The organism is Marinobacter sp. MMG032 (assembly GCF_040112695.1).
GTDB classification, from domain to species: Bacteria; Pseudomonadota; Gammaproteobacteria; order Pseudomonadales; family Oleiphilaceae; genus Marinobacter; species Marinobacter salsuginis.
Genome location: NZ_CP157802.1, coordinates 2,753,941 through 2,774,840, shown reverse-complemented (window position 1 = coordinate 2,774,840; position 20,900 = coordinate 2,753,941). Strand labels below are relative to the sequence as shown.

Below are 20,900 nucleotides of genomic sequence, written 5' to 3'. Positions count from 1 at the left end.
AGCAACCGGCGTTACCGGGGCAGCCAGTTTCGGAGCTGCTGGATAATCCACTCCGGGTCGTCCAGCGGGAGATCATGCCCGGCATCAGGATGCAGTTTCATGGTCCATTGCCAGCGTTCTTCCAGCGCGGCACTGCAGCGCCAGTGAACAATGCGATCACCCCGACTGGCCAGCAAAAGAGCGTCTGGCATCGGTCGTTTTTCATCAGGCTTGTAGCGGGCGGCCGCCGTCAACTGGTTGAGGGCGTTCCGGGGATTGACAGGGCGTCGTCGCTGAATGCTGTACCACTGCTTTGCCAGTGACAAGGGGACCTCTCGATTGGAAGTAAGTCTGAGGATGTCCCGCTCGCGATCAAACAGCTCTCTGCGCCCCATGAGTCGTAGCACCCGAGGCCAGGCGCCCGGCCGCATGCGCTGCCAGGGTGGACTGAAACCCGAACTGGTATTGATCAGCACCAGGTTCTGAATCTGACCCTCGGGGACATGCTGGGCCCAATCAAGGGCCACCATGCCGCCCATCGAGAGTGCCAGGACGCTGAAGGGACCGGGAATATGGCTGACCTGCCTGGAGACCTTCTGCCGGATAGCGGCCACGGTTGACGGGCTGTTTTCCAGATAGTGCACTCCCGTTCCGGGCAGATCGACCGTATGGAAAAGTTGATCGGGAAACGCCTCACGCAGACGGGACGGAAAGTTTCCCCAGTGCGCGTGTTCCCGCGTCAGCCCCCGCAACAGAATCCAGTGCATACAAGTGTTCCGTTTGATGAGTGCCCGGGCCCACCGAATCGCTAATTCGAATCGCGATACCAGTGCATGATCGCGGCTTCCCTCAGCATGGACTCCTCTTCGCGAACCGGCAACCAGTTCTCATGGCTGGCCGCGGCGTTAACCAGAAAATCCATCCAGGCCAGGTGGCTGCGTAAAACCCGCTTGTGGCGATGGGGAACCAGGGGGTTGAAAAAGCCATCCAGTCGAAGCAACTGGCGCGGGCGCTTGCGGATCCATCGCCAGGACCCCATTTCCAGGGTGAGAGGCAGAAAAACCCCGGCATTTTCACGATTGACCTGCTTGTAGAAGTAGTCCCATAAATCACCGTGTGTCAGGTAATGCCGGGACTGGGGCTCAAACCGGTAATCGTGGTTGGGATAAGCCTGCTCCCAGATCAGTTTCAGCGCCATGACCGAAGCAATCCGGCGCATCGGTCGCCGCCGGTAGGCATAAGGAAACCAGATCTGGTCCTGCATACCGAAACCGGAATGACAGTCCAGCGCCACGCTAAACGGTCGGCCGGGCAATAATTCCTCTATCACGGCCTCCAGCGCCTGGTTTTCAGGCTCCATGCCCTGCTCCGGATCGCCGGTGTACCACGGCAGGCGGGGGGAGATGCGCTGCCCCCCGAGCAGGAACACACTGCGGTCCTGGGCAGTAATCGGCGCGTTGCGCATCAGATCCACACCATTGGGATTACTGCGCTGGTTCAGGTACATGCCGCCCGGATTGAGAATCGGCAAAAGGGTAATGCGTACTTTCTGCAGCAATCCGGCCAGATGCTCGTCCCAGGTTACCCGGGCGAGCAGCGACTTCAGCCACGCCATCACCACCTGACTGCCAATTCGCTCCAGCCCATGCACGCCCCCCACAATCAATACCGCCGGCACATCCGCTCGGGATGAGCCGATGTCGACTCGGTAGATGGGTAGCGATAAATCCTTCAGGGCAATGCAATCAAGCACTTGCGTGGTTACGAGTTCCGGTGCCTCTGCCAGCAGACGTTCAAGGCCGATCAGCTCCGGGAGAAAGGTTCGTAACAGTCTCCGCTGGCGACCATCACGGCTGCCCTGCTCCTGGGTAATCGACGTGTGAGGCGTCAGGTCGCGCAGCTCTGTCATGGCAATCTCCGGTATCAGATCCGCGGAGTGTAGCCGCTGATTGCTACAGCTTATTGACAGCTATCGGAGCGCATAATCTGTCTGTTTTATAGATACATTTGGAATACGCCCTTGTAACTAAGCTGAGGTTCGTTATCCTAATATTAGGTATTAACCGAGATATTCTGATTTGTTCGACCATAACAGCGACCATAAAACGGCTGTTCTCCCGATCCGTCCGGATCGCGGCACCCCTGTATCGGAACTAACACCGACCACACCCTTCAAAAATCACAAACCCTGAAGAAGGAGAAGTGACTATGCGAAAGCTAAAGTCTGCTGCACTGCTTTGCGCGCTATCCGTACCCGTCGCCGCCCAGGCTGATTGCGGCGAAGTATCCATCACCGAAATGGGCTGGGCATCCAATACGGTCGTCACCAACGTGGCCACCTTTATCATGGAGCAGGGTTACGGCTGTGACGTCACCATTGTCCCTTCCGATACCGTCCCGGCTGTCACCTCGGTTGCCGAGAATGGCGAGCCCGACATCGTCACCGAGCTGTGGCTCAACTCCGCGGGCGAGGCCTACCTGCGCCTTGAAGAGCAGGGCAAGGTCGAACGCCTCGGCAAAGTTCTGGATCCGGGCGGCGTTGAAGGCTGGTGGATTCCGACTTACCTTGCGGAAGAGCACCCGGAACTGAAAACCATCGAAGGCGTGATGGCCAACCCCGAGCTCGTTGGCGGCCGTTTCAACAACTGCCCGGACGGCTGGGGCTGCCGTGTTGTCAGCGACAACCTGATTCGTGCCCTGGATCTGGAAGAATCCGGCATTGACGTCTTCAACCATGGTTCCGGTGAGACTCTGGCCTCATCAATGGCGTCTGCCGTCCAGAACGAAGAACCCTGGTTCGGCTACTACTGGGGTCCCACGGTCCCACTCGGCAAGTACGACATGACCCGGGTTGACCTGGGCGAAGTCAAGCCGGACGTTCACCAGAAAAACCAGACACCGGATGCTGAAAACCCGGGTGTTTCCGACTTCCCCGCGGCCACGATCCTGACGTCGGTAACCACTGACTTCAAAGACCGCGAGCCGGAAGTTGCCGAGATGCTCAGCAAGCTGACCTTCAAAACCGAGACCATGAGCGGCATTCTGGCCTGGATGGACGCGAACAACGCCTCCGGCGAAGAAGCTGCAGTTTACTACCTCACCAATAACAGCGACGAGTGGTCAACCTGGCTCAACGACTCTGCGAGAGAGCGGTTGGCCAACGTTCTTAACTGATCGACCTGCCCCGCCCGGGACACCCGCTGGGATGTCCCGGGCCGTTTCCCGACAACCGTTCTGATTTCAGACGCGCGCAGGAGAGACTGACTGCCCATGGCAACCTACGATTCACTTTTTTCATCACTGGGCCTCGAGCAGTGGTGTTCGGAAGGCCAGAGCAGCGGCCCTATGTCGATGGCCGATTTGCTGAATAAAAACAAGGGAGAGAGCGCCGAGCCGGCCTCAATATGGGAACTCCCGTTTCCATCCATGGACGCACTGAACGAATCCTGTGCCGCTTTTCCCCAGTCCCGGGAACTCACCAAGGGTCTGGAGCAGGGATTTCTGGCCGTAAAGGACAGTCTGAGCCTGGTTCTAGATCCAATAACCCAGCCACTCAGCTGGTTCCTGGACGGGGCGCTTTACGCCATGCTGAACACGCCCTGGTGGATCGTGATTCCACTGTTACTGGCGGTTGTTTACCTGGTCACAAAATCCTGGAAATTGATGCTCTTCGTCGGCGGCAGTATCGTGTTGCTGGCGTTTATCGACCATTATGATTACGCCATGCAAACCCTCGCGATCATCTTTGTATGCGCCTTCCTGTGCGTGTTACTGGGGGTTCCCATAGGCATCGCCATGGCACGAAGCAACACCTTGCAGCGCATGATCGTGCCGATTCTGGACATGCTGCAGACACTGCCACCTTTCGTGTACCTGATCCCGCTTATCTTCCTGTTCAGTGTCACCGAATCGAAGCTGTACGGTATCGCCATCATCCTCTACGCCATAGTTCCGGTAATCCGGCTGACGAATCTGGGCATCCGCCTGGTGGACAAAGACGTGATTGAGGCTGCAGACGCCTTTGGCATGACGCCCCGACAGAAACTCTACAAGGTACAGATCCCGCTGGCGCTGCCCAACATCATGGCCGGGGTCAACCAGACCATCATGATGAGTCTTGCCATGGTCGTCATCGCATCCCTGGTATCGGCGCCCGGGCTTGGCGTTCTGGTACTTCGGGGTATCCGCAACCTGGAACTGGGTGTTGGCCTGGTATCCGGCCTTGGCATCGTTATCCTGGCGGTTATTCTCGACCGGGTAACCAAGGCGTCCCTGGCACGAATCAACGTCTCTCAGAAGCAGTGAGGAACGCCCCATGGCAAAAGACATCAAGATTTCGATCCGAAACCTTTACAAGATCTTCGGCCCGACCCCGGATGTTGCCCTGGAGCACGTTCGCAAGGGCATGGGCAAAGCCGAGTTGCTGGAACAGCAGCGACACGTCCTCGGCCTTCGGGATATCAACGTCGATATGCACGATGGCGAGATCACCGTCATCATGGGCCTGTCCGGCTCCGGAAAATCCACTCTGATCCGCCACCTGAACCGGCTGATCGACCCCACCGCTGGCGAAATCCATGTCGACGGTGAAGACATCATGAGCTACACCGAGGAGCAGCTTCGAAAGCTGCGTCGTGAGCGGATGTCGATGGTATTCCAGAAGTTTGCACTGCTGCCCCACAAAACCGTGCTCGAGAACGCCGGCATGGCCAAGGACATTCGCGGCTACACAACCGCGGACTTTGAGGCCGATGCCCGGAAATGGCTCGCGCGGGTTGGCCTGGAAGGCAATGAATACCAGTATCCGCACCAGTTGTCAGGTGGCATGCAGCAGCGCGTGGGTATCGCCCGAGCCCTGGTGTCCGATGCCCCGATCATGCTGATGGACGAAGCCTTCTCGGCACTGGACCCGCTGATTCGCTCCGACATGCAGGATCTGTTACTGGAGCTGCAGGAAGAGTTGCAGAAAACCATCGTATTTATCACCCACGATCTGGATGAAGCCCTGAAGCTGGCGGACCACCTGGTCATTCTGAAAGACGGTGAGGTGGTACAACAGGGCGATCCCCAGGAGATTCTGCTCAATCCCGGCGACCCCTACATTGTCGACTTCATCAGCGATATCAACCGGGCGCGGGTGCTCAGGGTTCGTTCTGTGATGAGCCCGCCGGACGACGCTGACTCAGAGTTTGCCGGCGATATCTCGGAAAAAGACAATCTTGAGTCGATTCTGCTGAAATCGGATGGTGACATGTCCCTGAATTTCCGGGTTGTGCGGGACGGGCAGCACGTTGGCACCCTGCACATGGAGGATCTGGCCAAGGCGCTCGTGCCAACCGCGGCATCTGCCGAACGGGACAAAACCGCGGCCTAGCATTACAAAACGACATCCAGGGTCTATGCTTCAGGGAAAGCCGACGGTATCGGCATCCCGGTTTTATTACCATGGCAAAAACCCTGGCTCTTTTCATTGCGTTCTTTCTTGTCGCCTGCTCGCAGCCAGAGGACCCGCCACCACTGGTTCCTGAAACAGCAGCAAAGGCAACGAAGACCGCTCCCGCGGCACCGGCACCCTCAAATCCGCGCCAGCGCGTTGTCATCGCCGCCGATCCGTGGTGCCCCCATAATTGTGAGGCCGGTTCCGAGCACGAAGGCTACATGATCGATATCGCCAGGGAAGCGTTCAGCCTGGCAGGTATCGATGTGGAGTATGTCAACATGAGTTGGGCTCGGGCCCTGCAACAGGCCCGGGACGGCTATATTGATGCTGTTGTCGGGGCCCTTCCGGGGGACGCACCGGACTTTGTATTCCCCGACGCCGCAACCGGCTACTCAACGATTGCGCTTTACACTCACCCGGACAACGATTGGCAGTACGGTGGCATAGAGTCGCTCAGCGAGCTCACACTGCTTGCAATCAATGGCTATGCCTATTCGCCGGTATTGGACCGATATATCGAGCGCCACCAGGATGACCCCGAACGGGTCTGGGTACTGTCGGGCCCGGCACCACTCAGCAGGGCAATAGAACTCCTGCATCAGCAGCGGTCTGACGTATTCCCGGAGGATCGGTACGTGATGAACTGGCAGTTGCAGCAGGTAGGCGACACCGAGAGCCTGAGAATGGCTGCGGTAATCCACGAGTCACCGATCTACGTGGCGTTTTCACCGGTCGGCCGTGATTCCACCCAGCTCGCAGCACTCCTGTCTGAAGGTGCAAGAGCACTGCAAAGGAGCGGGCGGGTATCAGAGATCCTGGCTCGCTACGGCGTATCGTGGTCGGACTGAAACGCCTTGATTGTCTTGCCGTCGGCCGTCGACAGAAGCAGCTCACCATGTTTCCCGATACGCACTGAACTCACCTGATCCAGCAGGCTGAGGAACCGATCCTCCTGGTTCATCAGCGCGGGCGCGCAGGCCATGCGGGTCGATGCGACGGGTCCGATTGCGATGCCCTCGCCCCTGAGCTGGTAGCTGCCGGTGTAACGGTTGCACGAGGCTCGACCGGCCATCCGGTTGTCCTCAAGAAACTCAATGGTGATCCGCGACCGATCGATGATGCCGGCGCCGGCAAGATCCTCGACAACCCAGACCGCACCGCGCAAGAGCCGTTGCCGATCCCCGCCACACCCGGTGTATTCATCATTGCCGACCGTCAGGCGCACCTGTGCCGGGTATTGCGCTCCGGACATACTGTCTTCGCAAAGCTGCCGGGCCACCGTGAGCGTGATGGGCAGGTCATCCAGTGTTGCCGTAAATTCCCGCCCGTGGCGGTTGGCTGTTTTCACTTCAACCGGAACACGGCGGGTGCCCTGTTCCTCGAAAGGACGTGTTAACAAAAGCTCGCCGCCCTCAATCGTCGCGTGCCAGAAAGGCTCATTGCCCCTCGCCTCGAATGGCATTTCCAGATCACCTGGCTGCAGGCACTCCGGGTAAGTCTGCCCACGTATGGTCAGGGTCGCTTTCTCACCTTTGTTCCAGAAACGGGTCTGGTTATCACCCGGGGCAACATACAAAGCCCCCGACGCGCTCACTTCCGGCTTGAGCAAAATCCGCCGATCCAGATAGTCCACACTGATCAGATCGCTGTCCTCGCTCCCGGATACGGCAATATCAAGTTGCCCGCAGGCATAGCTTCCGGAAACCGGCTGACTGGTTTCAGGTAGAGCGGAGCAGGCGGAAAGAGCAAGGCCCGAGGCCGTAACGACGGACAACATCAATACTCGTCGTGAGTGCATGGTCAGTTCCCTTGTAGGCATGTTTTCGGACTACATTCTAGAACCCAACGACTGGAGAGGCCACCGCGAGTATTCGACGAGGCTTCTTCTCGCGCCTAACCGACAGTATGCTAGAACGCTGAACCGAGGAGACAAGCCCATGGCACTGAAACTGTACCAATTTGCCATTTCCCACTACTGCGAGAAAATTCGCTGGGCCCTGGAATACAAGGGGCTGAACTACGAAACGGTAAACCTGCTGCCCGGACAGCATGTAAAGACCATCCGGAAGCTGACCGGCCAGGCTTCTTCGGTCCCGGTGCTGGAGCACGATGGTCAGGTGGTCCAGGGCTCGGCGGCCATCCTGGATTACCTGGATCAGGCCTTTCCCGAGCATTCCCTGACACCGGAGGATCCGGACCTTCGCGAGCAGGCGCTGGTCTGGGAACGGCGACTGGACGAAGAAGCGGGGCCCGCCATTCGCTGCTACTCCTACCACCACTTCCTGCAGCGACCCAAAATCGTAGTGCCCATGCTGGCTGCCGGCACGCCCTTCTACAACAGGATTCTGCTCAGCCTGGCGTTCAGCCGAGTTGATGAAGTGATGCGTCAGTGGATGAAGATCAACGAGAAAACTTCAGAAAAATCCAGGCAGGTCATGGAGGATCTTCTCACCGAGCTGGCAGCGATCTATGCCGAGCGCCCGTTCCTGGTAGGCAATCAATTCACCCGCGCCGACCTCACGGCCGCCGCCCTGTTTGCACCCATGTTCCAGCCAGCGCAGTACCCGGTTCCCTGGCCGAAACCTGCCCGGATTCCCAAAGACATCAAGACCTGGCTGGACCAGTGGCAACCGCAGATCCGGGCTCTGGAAAAAGTCTACAGTGATAATCGCCGGCCAGACTGAATCGGATCCTGTCGGAAATCGCCAGCCAATCTGGCGTGAACCGACATTCCGTTGGCCCAGCTGCGTGCGAGAATGGTCCTGTTACCAATGGAACCCGGCAGGAATTCGATGGCTCTGACCGACATGATGCTGGCCGTACTGGAAGAAAGCGGCCTGCTTGCCCTCTGGAAGGCGGCCTCTCCCTGGCTGGCGCTGGATGAACGGCAGCTGATCTTTGTGATCGCCACCCCCGTCTTCGTGGCCGTCACACTTTGGGAATACCTGAAGATTCGCCACGATCCGCGGCTGATGGATACCCGTGAAGCGATCCGCAACTTCGCCCTGGGTGCCGGCTATCAGGTTACAGAGCTGCTCTTCGCCGGGCTGATTGCGTTTCCTGTCTACGCCCTGTGCTATCACTATCGGCTATTTGACCTGGAGCTGAACGGGTTCACGGTCCTGCTGACCTTTGTGGGCGTGGATTTCTGTTTCTACTGGATGCACCGGGCCAGTCACAGGGTACGCTGGTTCTGGGCCGCCCATGTGGTGCACCATTCCTCCGAGCGGATGAACTTCTCCACCGCCATGCGCCAGAATGCCACCAACATTTTCAACGGCATGTGGATTTTCTATCTGCCCCTGGCACTGCTGGGGCTCAACCCTGTCTGGATCGGTGTGGCCTATGCACTGTCACTGGTGTACCAGTTCTTCATTCACACCACACTGGTCGGGAAGCTGCCCCGCTGGCTTGAACTTGTTTTCAACACCCCGAGTCACCACCGGGTTCATCATGGCCGCAATCCCGGCTACATCGACCGTAATTATGGCGGAACCCTGATCCTTTGGGATCGGCTGTTCGGCACGTTTGTTGACGAAGACGCCCAGCATCCGCCCGAGTATGGCATCACTCGGCCCATCCGCTCCAACAACCTGATTGTGCTCTGGACCCACGAATACGTGGACCTGTTCCGCGACATGGCACAGCCAGGCGGATTATTGTCTCGCCTCACCCACCTATGGAAACCGCCGGAGTGGCAACGCCCGGCCACAGTGAAAAATAACAAGGAAACGGGCCGTGACAATCAACGAACATCCCCTGACGCTGAACGCCGGTGATGACCACACGATAACCGGGACAGTCTTTACCCCGGCGACACCAAGCGCCATTCTCATCATCAGCCATGGCATGGCCGAACACGGCGACCGTTACCAACCACTGGCCCACTGGCTTGGCGAAAACGGCATTGCGGTCATCACCTACCACCACCGCGGCCATGGTCGGAGTTGCCCTCCCGAGAGCCTGGGACACTATTCCGACCAGGGTGGCTGGGCCTGTGTGCTTGCCGACCTGCACCTGGTTGTTCAACACGCCCGCGCGCAATTCCCGCGGCTGCCAGTCAACCTGCTGGGCCACAGCATGGGTTCCTTTATCGCCCAGGCCTATGCCCAGACCCATGGCGACCAGCTGGACGCCCTGATTCTCAGCGCCACCAACCGGATTGACCGGGGCCACCTCCTGGCGTCCAGGACCCTGATCGGCCTGATTCGTCTGGTTCGTGGCAAGCGGCACCGCAGCGGCCTGGTGGCCCGAATGACCTTCGAGCAGTTCAACCGCAAGTTCCGCCCGAACCGAACCGGGGCCGACTGGCTCAGCCGCGATCCGGACCAGGTGGACCGCTACGTTGCCGACCCCCTGTGCGGTTTCGATTGCACGGTTGGCCTCTGGTGGGACTTTATTGGTGGTATGCTAGCGCTTGCGCCGTCTGCCTTCCGGAAAGATCTTCCCGTGCACCTGTTTTCCGGCACCGCAGATGCGGTTGGTGAGATGGGACGTGGCGTACGCCGACATTTCCAGACAATCCGCGAAGCGGGGGTGGAGCATGTGACCCTGCGATTGTTTGAAGGCGGGCGTCATGAGATGCTCAACGAAACCAACCGGGAGGAGGTCTGGGAGTATCTCCGGTCCCTGTGCCTGACCTCGGAGTCGCCGTGGACGTCAGAGCAACCAGGGATGTCACTCCCGGACACTTGCCATCAATGATTGAACGAATAAGGATGTTGTGTGGGTTATCCTCGAGGCCGCAGGATCTTCCGTACCCTAATACTGTTTGTGCTGTCCGGCTCCGCGATTGCCGGAGCAGTGGCGGGCGAGGTCAGTCTCGGCGTCGCCGCCAACTTTACCGACACCACCCGGGAACTGGCCAAGCGCTTTGAAACCGAAACCGGTCATACCGTTTCAGCAAGCTACGGCTCCACGGGCAAGCTTTACGCCCAGATCAAAAATGGCGCCCCGTTTGATGTTTTCATGGCCGCAGACGCTCTGCGACCGGCACTGATTGAGGAAGAACAGGCGGGCGTTCCTGGCACCCGCTTCACCTACGCCCGGGGCAAACTGGCGCTGTGGAGCCCCACGGTCGCCGCCTTTGGCAATGCCGAAGACTATCTTGCCCGCCAGCCGTTTTCGCGGCTGGCCATTGCCAACCCGAAAACCGCTCCCTACGGTCTTGCTGCACAACAGGTTCTGGAGCACCTGAATCACTGGGAGGCCCTGCAACACAAACTGGTCCGGGGGGACTCCATCGCCCAGACTTTCCAGTTTGTGGTCAGCCGCAACGCCCAGGCAGGCTTCGTGGCCCTGTCCCAAATCAAGGCCTGGCACGAAGATGATGGCACACTGTGGCACATACCCGAGGCCTATTATCAGCCCATTGACCAACAGGCCATCCTGTTGCAACACGGTGCAGACAAAGCCGCGGCCAAGGCCTGGATGGATTTCCTGAAATCAGACACCGCAACCACCATCATCCGAAACTACGGGTACGACACGGCCAACTGATGCTTGAAACCTACTGGGACCCGGTCTGGCTGACACTCAGGCTGGCCACGACGACAACCCTGCTGCTTTTACTGATCGGCACCCCCATTGCCTGGTGGCTGGCGCGAACCCGACACTGGCTTCGTCAACCGATTGCGGCCGTCGTAGCACTGCCCCTGGTTCTTCCGCCCACTGTGCTGGGGTTCTATCTGTTACTGGTCATGGGGCCGGAAGGCTGGGTTGGCCAACTGACCCAGTCGTTGGGTATCGGTCTGCTGCCGTTTACCTTCGAGGGTCTGGTGGTCGCGTCGGTCATCTATTCCCTGCCCTTCACCGTCCAGCCCCTTCAGAACGCGTTCGAGGCCGTCGGGGAAGGTTTCCTGGAGGTTGCTTCCACTCTCCGCGCAGCGCCCTGGGACCGGTTTCTGTTCGTTGCCGTGCCCCTGGCCCGGAACGGCTTCCTGACCGCAGCCGTATTAACCTTCGCCCATACCATTGGCGAGTTCGGGGTGATCCTGATGATCGGCGGCAACATTCCGGGTGAAACCAAGGTACTGTCGGTTGCCATCTACGACCATGTGGAGTCGCTGGAATACACCGAGGCCCATTGGCTGTCCGCCGGCATGGTGGTGTTTTCATTCGTGGTTCTGGTAACGCTCTATGCGCTGAACGGCAAAGCCCGCTCCGGAGCGATCAGATGACCGCCTCCAGCACCATCGACGCCCGCTTCCAATGCACGTTCCCCGGCTTCAGCCTGGACGTTGACATAACCCTGCCAGGCACAGGCATCTCCGCGCTGTTCGGGCACTCCGGGTGTGGCAAAACCACCCTGCTACGGTGCATGGCGGGCCTGCAAAGTGCCCCGGGTTCCATGACCGTTCTCGGCGAACCCTGGCAAACCGAGACGTTCGTTCGACCAGTCCATAAACGGCCTCTGGCTTATGTATTCCAGGAAACCCACCTGTTCCCTCACCTGAACGTGCGCAGGAACCTGGAATTCGGGTACCGGCGCATCCCGGCTGGCGACCGGCAGATCGGGTTCGACGAGGCAGTACGTTGGCTTGGCCTGGAATCACACCTGGACCGCATGCCTGTCGGCCTCTCTGGAGGTGAACGCCAGCGGGTGGCAATCGCCAGGGCTCTGCTGACCAGTCCCCGGCTGTTGCTGATGGATGAGCCGTTGTCCGCCCTGGACCTCAACAGCAAACAGGAAATTCTCCCGTATCTTGAACGACTGCACGATACGCTGGCCATTCCGATCATCTACGTTTCCCATTCAACCGAAGAAGTTGCCCGGTTGGCGGATCATATTGTGATGCTGGAGGAAGGTCGTGTGGTTGCCCAGGGGCCACTGCGGGAAACACTGGCAGGCATCGATAATCCTTTTCGCGTTCAGGACGACGCTGGTGCCTTGCTGGAAGGCCAGATTATCGAACTTGACGATCACTGGCACCTGGCACTGTTCCGGTTCGAGGGCGGCCAGCTCTGGTTACGGTGTGAGCATCGCGTAAAGCCCGGAGACCGCGTTCGGGTTCGAGTGTTGGCCCGGGACGTCAGTCTGGCCCTGAGCGAAAATTCCGACCAGAGCATCCAGAACCTGGTGCCTGCGGTCATCGACCAGATCGACCCGGATATTGCTCCTGGCATCAGCCTGGTGCGACTTCTGGCAGGACCGACGCCAATATTGTCAAGACTGACCTCCAGGGCCGTCGCCCAGCTCGGCCTTGAGCCAGGCATGAACGTCTGGTTGCAGATCAAATCCGTTGCCGTGATAGGGTAGCGCTGGCGGTCACAGCCGGCCAGGATGGTGGCTGCCAAACGCAAAAAGACCGCAGTTGATAGCGGTCTTTTCAAATACAGGATGAACGGTAATAACGCTCAGCGCGTGCCGTAGACCACCATGGTCTTGCCCTTGACGCGCACCAGCCCCTGATCCTCCAGCGTTTTCAGCACCCGACCAACCATCTCCCGGGAACAGCCGACGATCCGCCCGATTTCCTGGCGCGTGATCTTGATCTGCATACCATCGGGGTGAGTCATGGCATCCGGTTCCTTACACAGGTCGAGCAGCGTACGGGCAACACGGCCGGTGACATCCAGAAACGCGAGGTCGCCGACCTTACGGGTAGTCTGGCGCAGGCGCGAGGCCATCTGTTCGCCAATGAAGTACAGGACCCTTGGATCCTGCTGGGCGATTTCCCGGAATTTGGTGTAGCTGATTTCCGCCACCTCGCACTCGGTTTTGGCCTTCACCCAGGCACTGCGGGAATCCATGTTGTCGAACAGGCCCATCTCACCGAAGAAGTCGCCGGCGTTCAGATAGGCCATGATCATCTCGCGACCATCATCATCCTCAATGATGACGGTTACTGATCCCTTGACGATGTAGAACAGTGAATCGCTCTTGTCACCGGCATAGATAATCGTGCTCTTGGCTGGGTAACGACGACGATGACACTGCGAAAGGAAATAGTCGAGATGCTTGGTTTTCTGCTCAACCGGCTTGACGATAGTGGCCATAATGCGAGTCGTGCCTCCTCAGATACTGGCGGGTCCCAATGTTTTTTATGCACCCGGCTTTCCTTGCGGGTTCGTTCTTTTTTACTGCAAAACTGCGCAACTTATAACAAGAAGGTCTGTTGCGGGCAACCGGAAAGAGTATACAACATGTATCCGGGATCAGCCTGCCTGGCGAGGCCGGTTGTGCTAGCATCCCGTCACAGATCATTTTCACCCGGGCCACCGCAAGTGTTGGTCCCGTCTTATTACAACGGAGAGTCGTCCCATGAAAGCAACCATTGACTGGACCGGCAACGCCAGTTTTAAAGCCACTAGCGGCAGCGGCCACAGTGTCCAGCTGGATGGTCCACCGGACCATGGCGGCCAGAACCTGGGTCCGCGCCCGATGGAAATGCTGCTGATGGGTCTGGGAGGCTGCTCTGCGTTTGATGTCATGAGCATCCTGAAGAAAAGCCGCCAGGACGTGACCACCTGCCATGCCGAACTTGTGGCAGAGCGCGCCGACGCGGTGCCCGCCGTGTTTACCCGCATTCACCTGCATTTCGTGGTAACCGGCAAAAACCTCAAGGAGAACCTGGTCAAACGGGCCGTCAGCCTGTCGGCAGAAAAATATTGCTCAGCTTCCATCATGCTGGAAAAGGCGGGCGTTGAGATCAGTCACACCTATGAGGTGCATGAGGCGGAATAGCAGGCCTGACAAGGCGCTTCGACACCATCCATGGGCCAGATTACGTGGGTCGAATGCAGCGGAAATCACGGATGCTAAAATGTCATTGCAAATACTATTCAACGTCACTTGCGGTGTGCATAATACGCACCCTCTCCGCCGGTCTGCGCAAAAGGTGAACAACCCGGTCAGTAGTCGGTGGCGGCCTCGGCAGAGCGCAGCAATGCAGCTCTGCAGTCATTCATCTCCACGATCCGGAGGGGCTGAGCATGGAATCAAAACTCCAGCTGCATGGTTTTAACAACCTGACCAAATCCCTGAGCTTTAACATCTACGACATCTGTTATGCGCAGACCGAAGAGCAACGCAAGGCCTACATTGACTACATCGATGAGATGTACAACGCCGAGCGTCTCACCCAGATTCTGACCGACGTGGTCAAAATCATTGGCGCCAACGTCCTGAACATTGCGCGCCAGGATTACGAGCCACACGGCGCTTCGGTCACCATGCTGATTGCCGAGCATGAACTGACCAATGGCGAAGAACCGGACAACGAGGAATCCCCGGGGCCGCTGCCGGATACCATCGTTGCGCACCTGGACAAGAGCCACGTCACCGTGCACACCTACCCGGAAAGCCACCCCCATGATGGCGTAAGCACCTTCCGGGCTGACATCGATGTCTCCACCTGTGGTCTGATCTCACCGCTGAAAGTGCTGAACTACCTGATCCACAGCTTCGATTCTGATGTCGTCACTGTGGACTACCGGGTTCGCGGCTTTACCCGCGATGTGGACGGTACCAAACACTACATTGATCACGACATCAATTCGATCCAGAACTATCTGACCGAGGATACCCAGAACGCGTATCAGATGATCGATGTGAACGTGTACCAGGAAAACCTGTTCCACACCAAGATGATGCTGAAAAACTTCAATCTCGATAACTATGTCTTCGGGGTAAACGCCAGTGATCTCGACCCGGCGGAAGCACAGTCCATCGAAGACCGCCTGCGCCGTGAGATGCTTGAGATTTTCTATTCCCGCAACGTCGAATGATCGCCTCCCGTGACGCTCCGCCCGGGGCGTCACGGGTCCTTCAGTTTTTTTGATGTCACCCGCCAGAATTCTACGTTTTATTCTCCCCTCGTCTGCCGTTTTAATGGAGTCATGAGCTAACGAGAGGAGGACACCATGACCCTGCGCTCCCTGAAACAGATTATTCCAGCCCTGGAAACTTCCGACGGTGCCGGCGTGCGCATCAAGCGCTCCATCGGCCAGCAACAGAATATCCGCCTGGATCCGTTCCTGATGCTGGACGAGTTCGGCTCCGCCGAGGCCGCCGACTATATCGCCGGTTTTCCATCGCACCCTCACCGGGGTTTCGAGACGGTGACCTATATGATCGAGGGGCACATGCTGCACGAGGATCACCTGGGGAACCGCGGCGACCTGCGCAATGGCGGCGTTCAGTGGATGACCGCCGGCCGTGGGATCATTCACTCGGAAATGCCGCAGCAGGAAGAAGGCGTGATGCGGGGTTTCCAGCTCTGGCTGAATCTGCCCGCGGCAGAGAAAATGACAGAAGCGGGTTACCGCGATATCCAGCCGGAAGAGATCCCTGAGATCGTCTTTGAAGGCGGCAAGGTGAAGCTCATCGCCGGCAACATGGAGATCGAGGGCCAGCTTCACGAGGGCTCAGTAGCGGATCGAAGCACCCAGCCAATCTACGCTGACATCCACCTCGAATCGGGTGCAAGTGTGACGCTGCCGGTTCCGGAGGGTCACAATGCCATGCTGTACCTGTACGAGGGCACCGCCAACCTGGCCGATCGCGCACTTCAACGCAGCGCTGCCAACATTCTGGGTGACAACGGAGACCGGATTGCTCTCACTGCCGGAGAATCTGGGGCGCGCCTGCTGCTGATCGCCGGCAAGCCCATTGGTGAGCCTGTGGTCCAGTACGGCCCGTTCGTGATGAATACCCGGGAGGAAATTGAGCAGACGCTTCGGGATTACCGGGACGGCCGACTGACGGCCTGACGGATCAGGCGAATGGCTTTCTTGCCATCAGCCGCTGCACCATGGGCCTGACAATCAGGTCCATGGCCAGCGGCATTTTTGTGCCCGGAATCACGAGGGTGTCGTGTCGGGAAAGGCTGCTGCCAGAGATCACCTGCAGCAGGTAAGGAAAATCCACTTCAGATTGATCGCGGAACCGGATAACCAGCATGCTCTCGTCCTCGGTCGGAACGTCCCGGACAACAAAGGGATTGGACGTGTCCACCAGTGGAATGCGCTGGAAGTTGATGTGGGTATGAGAAAACTGGGGAACGATATCGTGAACATAGTCATCCATGCGGTTGATGATGGTTTCCACCACCGCTTCCTGGCTGTATCCCCGCTTGTGGGTGTCCCGGTGGATCTTCTGGATCCATTCGAGGTTCACAATGGGCACCACTCCGATCAACAGGTCCACGTACTGGGCAATATTGCAGGTTTCGCTGACGACGCCGCCATGCAGCCCCTCGTAAAACAGCAAATCCGTGTCCGGGGGTAAGGGCCCCCAGGGCGTGAAGGTTCCGGGCTTGTGTCCGGCTTCCACCAGCCGTCGGTCCTCGTCGTGGACATATTGCCGGTAACGGCCGTTACCGGTGTGACCGTAATCGTAGAAAAGGGCTTCGAGCTTGTCGATGTGATTGGCCGCCAGCGCAAAGTGGTTACGCTCACCGAACTGGCCCTTCGCAGCGAGCCTGGCCATCTGTTCACGGTTGTAACGGTGGAAGCTGTCCCCGCTGACCATGGCAGCGTTCAGCCCTTCACTGGCGAACATCCGGCTGAAAATCTGGCCGGTGGTGGTGGTTCCCGCACCGGATGAACCGGTTACCGCTATGATCGGATGGCGTTTTGACATAGGGGCAGATTGCCGGAATCAGGTGAGACTGTCGAGTAAACGGGGCTTCTCGACCACGAAGCCCTGGGCATAGTCGACACCCAGCTGCCTGAGCATGTCCAGAACGTCCCGGGACTCAACCTGGGAAGCAATCACTTCCCGACGCATGTAATGGGCCATATCCACCATAGAGCGCACCATTGCCCGATCGGTCTCGCTGGTTGCCAGCTGGCCGGTAAAGGCACTGTCAATCTTGATCAGATCCACGGGCAGGGAGCGCATGAACTCGAACGAACTTGGGCCACTACCGAAGTTGCCCAGACAGAACCGGCATCCGAGTTCTTTCATCTCGATAATGAAATCGGCGACTGACTGGACGTCGTTGATCGCCGAGGCTTCGGTCAGCTCGAACCACAACCGCTCTATGGGCGCGTCCTTCTCACTCAGCTTCTCGTAGATGAACTCCAGCAGCGATTGATCGTTCATGGAGTAACCGGACAGGTTGATGCAGACACCGCCAAAATGCCGCGGGTCCGGTGCCTGCTCCCTGAGCCAGTCCAGCATGTGGCCGACCACCCAGCGATCCACCGCCTGCATACGGTCATAACGCTCGGCCATCCGAACAAAGTCCCGACCGGTAATGAGGTTGCCGTCGTCATCGTACATGCTGATCAGCACCTCGTACTGCGCCGCCATGGAGGCTTTGGCGTGCAGAGGTATGATTTTCTGGCAACGCAGCAACATGCGTTCCTCATTCAAATCACTGAGACTGGCAACCTTGGCGGCAATCTGTTCCTGGCGGGCCTGATCCCCGGCATCCAGCGCATACTCCGACACTTTCCCATGACCCTGCTGCCGGGAAGCTGCCAGGGCCTCTTCAGAAGCCCGCAACCAGCGTTCGGCACTGACCAGTGCCGGCAAGGTGGGAACGACGCCGGCGCTGGCAGAAAGCCGGTAATCCCTGCCACCAAATCTGAACTCGGCGGCTTCCACTGCCTTGACCAGATCCCTGGCGGCATCACTGGCACTCTCGGAGGGCACCAGCATGGCAAACTCATTGCCCGCCAGCCTGGCCACAGGCATACCATCCCCCACGTGACTGCGCAGAATATCCGCCACCCGTTTGAGGGTCTCATCGCCGGCCTGGTAGCCGGCAGTATCGTTCAGCAGGCGGAAACGGCGGAGATCCAGACGCACCACGGAGCGCTCGTCTTCCCGGCGGGCCAGTTGCTGATCCAGCATCCGTTCGAACTCCCGGCGCCCCAGAAGTCCCGTCAGCTCATCATGGGTGGAAGCCCAGGACAGCTGGTCGTAGACCTTGCGAACCATGCGGTCGATGCTCTCATCCACCAGTGGTCGCTCGTACTGACTATCGGGGACGATAATCCCCTTGCGCATCTGACGGGCCAGGGCCTCAAGCTCGAGCTCCACCACCCGCATGCCCTGATGGTTCACAAACACGAACCGGCTGAACCCGCGGGCAATCCAGACCAGACGGATATACTGGGGCTCCTTGGGGTTTTCCTGGTCCCGCAGCCAGTCACCGGTGCGCAGTTGCTGGGCCCGATTGATCCAGCGCTGAAGGCTGCGCTGTTCACGATCGGACAGTTTTTTCGTGTCCGGCTGCTCCGGCTTGGCCGGCGGCACCTCAACCAGCTCGGGGCTTTTTTCCGGGCTGCGAACCAGGAACTGCTTGAGCTCGTCACGGATCTGGGATGAGGGCATATGGTTACTGGAAATGGAAGCCAGGCCATCCTGAATGACCCGCAGCAATTCAGGCAGGTTAATCGTGCTGTTGGGGTCGTCGGCGAACGACAGCAGGGAATCAATCACCGCCAGGTAATCCTGCCAGAGCTGGCTGTCAGGCCCCTGTCGGATCCAGGTCAGCGAGAGCAGATCACGCCATCCGCCGTCCAACAGGCTCAGCACCGCCCTGGGAACCTTGCGCCCGCCCAGTTTCTGGTCCAGCACGTCGGCCACGGCCTTCTTGGATTCCGCTACCTTCTGGGCGCCTTCTGCTGCGGCCGTCACACGCTCCACATTCCTGCGATAGACAAGGTTCTGGCGATCGATCAGGGTGTCCAGCTCTTGGACCGTATGCTCAAATACTCCGGTATCCTGCTCAAAATCCGTGGTGATCCGCTGCACCAGCTCATCAACCCGACGCTGGACCACCGGATTGATCCGGCCACCCTTGACACCCAATTGAGCCAGGCGGTTCATCACCCCACGAACCGGGCTGTCCTGGTCATCAAAAAACGCAGGGTCCCTCATGACCACTTTCAGAACGGGCACTTCCAGCTGCCGCATGCGCTGCTGGGCATATTCACTGAGTTTGGGGCTTTCCACCACCGACTTGAAAAAGCGGTCGACCACATCAACCGTTTCCTGCTGTTCTTCATCCAGCCTGTTGTCACCGCTCGCCTTGACCTTCTCTACCACCCGGTCTTTTAAGGGCGCGAGCTCTTCCCCGGCTTCGACGGTCTGTGACTGCAACTGCTGGAGTTCTCTCTGGAGCTCTCCGGGCGACAGTGGTCTGGCGTTTGGCTGGAACGGCATGGGTTCCGGATCGCCGCGGGCCACACGGCTGGCACTCAGGGTATTGAGAAGATTGCGTACAGTTGCAAATGCAGTCTGCGCGGCCTGGGCATAGCCCCGGAATTCGCCACCCAGCATTCCGGGTTTGCGGCGAGGTTGCGCCGATCTGGCGCTGTCCTGTTCCGCCTTTGGGGCTGGTTCCGATGCGTCAGGGGCACTCTCCGCCGATACCGGCTCTGGCTGAACCGTCTCCTTCTTTTGCTCCGGCTTCGCCCCGGCCTGCTCGCTCAGATACTTGCTGAGATCCAGGTCCGGCAAAACGCCGTGTCGAATCAGGATATCGTTGAGTTCCTTGTAAAGAGGCCCCAACTGCTGCAGCACGGTCTGCTCGAAGACCCGCAGGCAGACTTTCTCCACCTCCCGGGAAGCCTTGAGCTGATTGAGTCCATTGTGGAAGGCTTCACAGACCAGGGATGGTCCGAGAGGGTTGTGGTGGCCGGTGGCATTGGCGATGCCAAGCTTGTCCAGCCGGAGCTTGAGCTGCAGAAGGTCGCCGCGGTACTGGGTATCCGCTTTGGTCACCATCACCCGGATGGTCAGCCAGTCCTCGAACTCGCCCTTGTCCACCACCGAGAGCTCGGAGCCGGGAAAGCCTTTTGGGGCAGGCTTCAACGGCGATTCCAGGCTTCTCGCCATCTGGTGCCAGATGACCCGTTGCCGGGCCTGGATCTGCCCCGAGGCGTCCATGTATTCATTCGCCTGTTGATCATTTGAGGCTTTCTGGGCCGCCTGTTTCAGGCCCTCCACCATCTGCACAAAACAGGCATCCATCAACGGCTCGATGAACTGGATCACCGCCTTGGCGGACTGATGCAGAACAAACTGGATCCGGTCGCTGGGGGCCCGGAGAGAGGAGCGATCCTGTCGGCGGGAGCCACCGCACTGCTGCAGCATGGCATCAACCGCTTCGGGGTTCGGGCGGCTGAAATTGACCCCCATGGCGCCATCAATCCGCCGGACAATACTGACGTGCAGTTCATGGCGGCGGGCGCCATCCAGGCCACGAAAACGAACCACCAGTTCCGGCGGCGTGCCGGATGCAAACGCCCGATCCAACTTCTTCGAGGTTTCACTCGAATAGCGAACGAAAAGGCCCTCTGCACAAAAATCGGCGATCTGGCACGGCCACGCCTCACCGGTTCCCAAATCAATCTGAGCGGCAAGCTTGATAGGTTGGCGGGGGCTGCTACGACGTTCTCTCGGATCCATGAACTACCTGATATCTCGCAAAGCCGGAACAGTCACCGGGGACACTGCCCGGTACCGACTCACGTCCCTGAAACGATGGCGGATGCCACCGGCTGCTACTATAGAGACCAT

General features: G+C 58.8%; 19 protein-coding genes. 13 read left to right on the top strand and 6 right to left on the bottom strand.

Going from position 1 to position 20,900, the window contains the following annotated elements:
- Positions 1-11: 11 nt before the first annotated feature.
- Both ABNF92_RS12665 and ABNF92_RS12660 read right to left on the bottom strand, forming a co-directional pair.
- A complete protein-coding gene (locus ABNF92_RS12665) occupies positions 12-746 on the bottom strand; it encodes an alpha/beta hydrolase (protein ID WP_349342330.1) in 735 nt (244 codons plus the stop codon).
- A gap of 41 nt (positions 747-787) precedes the next feature.
- Positions 788-1,888 (bottom strand): M14 family zinc carboxypeptidase, encoded by a 1,101-nt coding sequence (locus tag ABNF92_RS12660; protein ID WP_349342329.1) that lies wholly within the window; start codon positions 1,886-1,888, stop codon positions 788-790.
- Between the two features lie 299 nt (positions 1,889-2,187).
- Here ABNF92_RS12660 and ABNF92_RS12655 point away from each other — a divergent pair, with 299 nt between their 5' ends.
- From ABNF92_RS12655 to ABNF92_RS12640, 4 genes are all read left to right on the top strand, one after another.
- Positions 2,188-3,153, top strand: a complete 966-nt coding sequence (locus ABNF92_RS12655; RefSeq protein WP_136630029.1) for an ABC transporter substrate-binding protein — start codon at positions 2,188-2,190, stop codon at positions 3,151-3,153.
- A gap of 96 nt (positions 3,154-3,249) precedes the next feature.
- Positions 3,250-4,284: an ABC transporter permease subunit gene (locus tag ABNF92_RS12650; protein ID WP_069182102.1), complete on the top strand. Its 1,035-nt coding sequence runs from the start codon at positions 3,250-3,252 to the stop codon at positions 4,282-4,284.
- 10 nt (positions 4,285-4,294) lie between these two features.
- On the top strand, positions 4,295-5,353 hold the full coding sequence (locus tag ABNF92_RS12645; RefSeq protein WP_349342328.1) for a betaine/proline/choline family ABC transporter ATP-binding protein: 1,059 nt from the start codon (positions 4,295-4,297) through the stop codon (positions 5,351-5,353).
- 71 nt (positions 5,354-5,424) lie between these two features.
- Positions 5,425-6,267 (top strand): transporter substrate-binding domain-containing protein, encoded by an 843-nt coding sequence (locus ABNF92_RS12640; RefSeq protein ID WP_349342327.1) that lies wholly within the window; start codon positions 5,425-5,427, stop codon positions 6,265-6,267.
- On the opposite strand, the gene ABNF92_RS12635 is transcribed toward ABNF92_RS12640, so the two are convergent.
- Entirely contained in the window at positions 6,243-7,217 is a 975-nt protein-coding gene (locus tag ABNF92_RS12635; RefSeq protein WP_349342326.1) for an META domain-containing protein, read from the bottom strand. The two genes, ABNF92_RS12640 and ABNF92_RS12635, sit on opposite strands and share 25 nt — an antisense overlap.
- A 139-nt stretch (positions 7,218-7,356) precedes the next feature.
- On the opposite strand from ABNF92_RS12635, the gene ABNF92_RS12630 reads away from it, so the two are divergent.
- From ABNF92_RS12630 to modC, 6 genes are all read left to right on the top strand, one after another.
- On the top strand, positions 7,357-8,103 hold the full coding sequence (locus tag ABNF92_RS12630; protein ID WP_349342325.1) for a glutathione S-transferase family protein: 747 nt from the start codon (positions 7,357-7,359) through the stop codon (positions 8,101-8,103).
- Positions 8,104-8,211: 108 nt separating this feature from the next.
- Positions 8,212-9,198: a sterol desaturase family protein gene (locus tag ABNF92_RS12625; RefSeq protein ID WP_349342324.1), complete on the top strand. Its 987-nt coding sequence runs from the start codon at positions 8,212-8,214 to the stop codon at positions 9,196-9,198.
- Positions 9,158-10,123 carry an alpha/beta hydrolase gene (locus ABNF92_RS12620; RefSeq protein WP_324140083.1) on the top strand — a complete coding sequence of 322 codons (966 nt, stop codon included), beginning with the start codon at positions 9,158-9,160 and terminating at the stop codon, positions 10,121-10,123. Before ABNF92_RS12625 ends, ABNF92_RS12620 begins: the two co-directional genes overlap by 41 nt.
- Before the next feature lie 45 nt (positions 10,124-10,168).
- Entirely contained in the window at positions 10,169-10,918 is a 750-nt protein-coding gene (gene modA, locus ABNF92_RS12615) for a molybdate ABC transporter substrate-binding protein (protein ID WP_349344087.1), read from the top strand.
- Entirely contained in the window at positions 10,918-11,598 is a 681-nt protein-coding gene (modB, locus tag ABNF92_RS12610; RefSeq protein ID WP_069182108.1) for a molybdate ABC transporter permease subunit, read from the top strand. The genes modA and modB overlap by 1 nt, the downstream gene beginning before the upstream one ends.
- On the top strand, positions 11,595-12,677 hold the full coding sequence (gene modC / locus ABNF92_RS12605; protein WP_069182109.1) for a molybdenum ABC transporter ATP-binding protein: 1,083 nt from the start codon (positions 11,595-11,597) through the stop codon (positions 12,675-12,677). The genes modB and modC overlap by 4 nt, the downstream gene beginning before the upstream one ends.
- Before the next feature lie 98 nt (positions 12,678-12,775).
- On the opposite strand, the gene crp is transcribed toward modC, so the two are convergent.
- A complete protein-coding gene (gene crp / locus ABNF92_RS12600; protein WP_007153756.1) occupies positions 12,776-13,417 on the bottom strand; it encodes a cAMP-activated global transcriptional regulator CRP in 642 nt (213 codons plus the stop codon).
- Positions 13,418-13,682: 265 nt separating this feature from the next.
- Here crp and ABNF92_RS12595 point away from each other — a divergent pair, with 265 nt between their 5' ends.
- From ABNF92_RS12595 to ABNF92_RS12585, 3 genes are all read left to right on the top strand, one after another.
- The gene (locus ABNF92_RS12595; protein WP_349342323.1) at positions 13,683-14,105 is read left to right on the top strand and encodes an OsmC family protein; all 423 of its coding nucleotides are present in this window, start codon (positions 13,683-13,685) and stop codon (positions 14,103-14,105) included.
- Positions 14,106-14,353: 248 nt separating this feature from the next.
- Positions 14,354-15,148: an adenosylmethionine decarboxylase gene (gene speD, locus ABNF92_RS12590; protein WP_069182111.1), complete on the top strand. Its 795-nt coding sequence runs from the start codon at positions 14,354-14,356 to the stop codon at positions 15,146-15,148.
- A gap of 135 nt (positions 15,149-15,283) precedes the next feature.
- Positions 15,284-16,132, top strand: coding sequence for a pirin family protein (locus tag ABNF92_RS12585; protein ID WP_291904463.1), 849 nt, complete (start codon positions 15,284-15,286; stop codon positions 16,130-16,132).
- Between the two features lie 4 nt (positions 16,133-16,136).
- On the opposite strand, the gene ABNF92_RS12580 is transcribed toward ABNF92_RS12585, so the two are convergent.
- Together ABNF92_RS12580 and ABNF92_RS12575 are read right to left on the bottom strand one after the other, a co-directional pair.
- Positions 16,137-17,003 (bottom strand): phosphoribulokinase, encoded by an 867-nt coding sequence (locus ABNF92_RS12580; RefSeq protein WP_069182113.1) that lies wholly within the window; start codon positions 17,001-17,003, stop codon positions 16,137-16,139.
- Positions 17,004-17,021: 18 nt separating this feature from the next.
- The gene (locus ABNF92_RS12575) at positions 17,022-20,789 is read right to left on the bottom strand and encodes a DUF1631 family protein (protein WP_349342322.1); all 3,768 of its coding nucleotides are present in this window, start codon (positions 20,787-20,789) and stop codon (positions 17,022-17,024) included.
- Positions 20,790-20,900: the final 111 nt, after the last annotated feature.

Bases quoted from the DNA above. Each gene is read 5' to 3' on its own strand.
- ABNF92_RS12585 (WP_291904463.1), top strand. From the start codon at position 15,284: ATGACCCTGCGCTCCCTGAAACAGATTATTCCAGCCCTGGAAACTTCC.
- ABNF92_RS12660 (WP_349342329.1), bottom strand. From the start codon at position 1,888: ATGACAGAGCTGCGCGACCTGACGCCTCACACGTCGATTACCCAGGAG.
- ABNF92_RS12640 (WP_349342327.1), top strand. From the start codon at position 5,425: ATGGCAAAAACCCTGGCTCTTTTCATTGCGTTCTTTCTTGTCGCCTGC.
- ABNF92_RS12635 (WP_349342326.1), bottom strand. From the start codon at position 7,217: ATGCACTCACGACGAGTATTGATGTTGTCCGTCGTTACGGCCTCGGGC.
- ABNF92_RS12630 (WP_349342325.1), top strand. From the start codon at position 7,357: ATGGCACTGAAACTGTACCAATTTGCCATTTCCCACTACTGCGAGAAA.
- ABNF92_RS12595 (WP_349342323.1), top strand. From the start codon at position 13,683: ATGAAAGCAACCATTGACTGGACCGGCAACGCCAGTTTTAAAGCCACT.
- ABNF92_RS12665 (WP_349342330.1), bottom strand. From the start codon at position 746: ATGCACTGGATTCTGTTGCGGGGGCTGACGCGGGAACACGCGCACTGG.
- ABNF92_RS12575 (WP_349342322.1), bottom strand. From the start codon at position 20,789: ATGGATCCGAGAGAACGTCGTAGCAGCCCCCGCCAACCTATCAAGCTT.
- modC (WP_069182109.1), top strand. From the start codon at position 11,595: ATGACCGCCTCCAGCACCATCGACGCCCGCTTCCAATGCACGTTCCCC.
- ABNF92_RS12580 (WP_069182113.1), bottom strand. From the start codon at position 17,003: ATGTCAAAACGCCATCCGATCATAGCGGTAACCGGTTCATCCGGTGCG.
- speD (WP_069182111.1), top strand. From the start codon at position 14,354: ATGGAATCAAAACTCCAGCTGCATGGTTTTAACAACCTGACCAAATCC.
- ABNF92_RS12650 (WP_069182102.1), top strand. From the start codon at position 3,250: ATGGCAACCTACGATTCACTTTTTTCATCACTGGGCCTCGAGCAGTGG.
- ABNF92_RS12645 (WP_349342328.1), top strand. From the start codon at position 4,295: ATGGCAAAAGACATCAAGATTTCGATCCGAAACCTTTACAAGATCTTC.
- ABNF92_RS12625 (WP_349342324.1), top strand. From the start codon at position 8,212: ATGGCTCTGACCGACATGATGCTGGCCGTACTGGAAGAAAGCGGCCTG.
- ABNF92_RS12655 (WP_136630029.1), top strand. From the start codon at position 2,188: ATGCGAAAGCTAAAGTCTGCTGCACTGCTTTGCGCGCTATCCGTACCC.
- crp (WP_007153756.1), bottom strand. From the start codon at position 13,417: ATGGCCACTATCGTCAAGCCGGTTGAGCAGAAAACCAAGCATCTCGAC.
- modB (WP_069182108.1), top strand. From the start codon at position 10,918: ATGCTTGAAACCTACTGGGACCCGGTCTGGCTGACACTCAGGCTGGCC.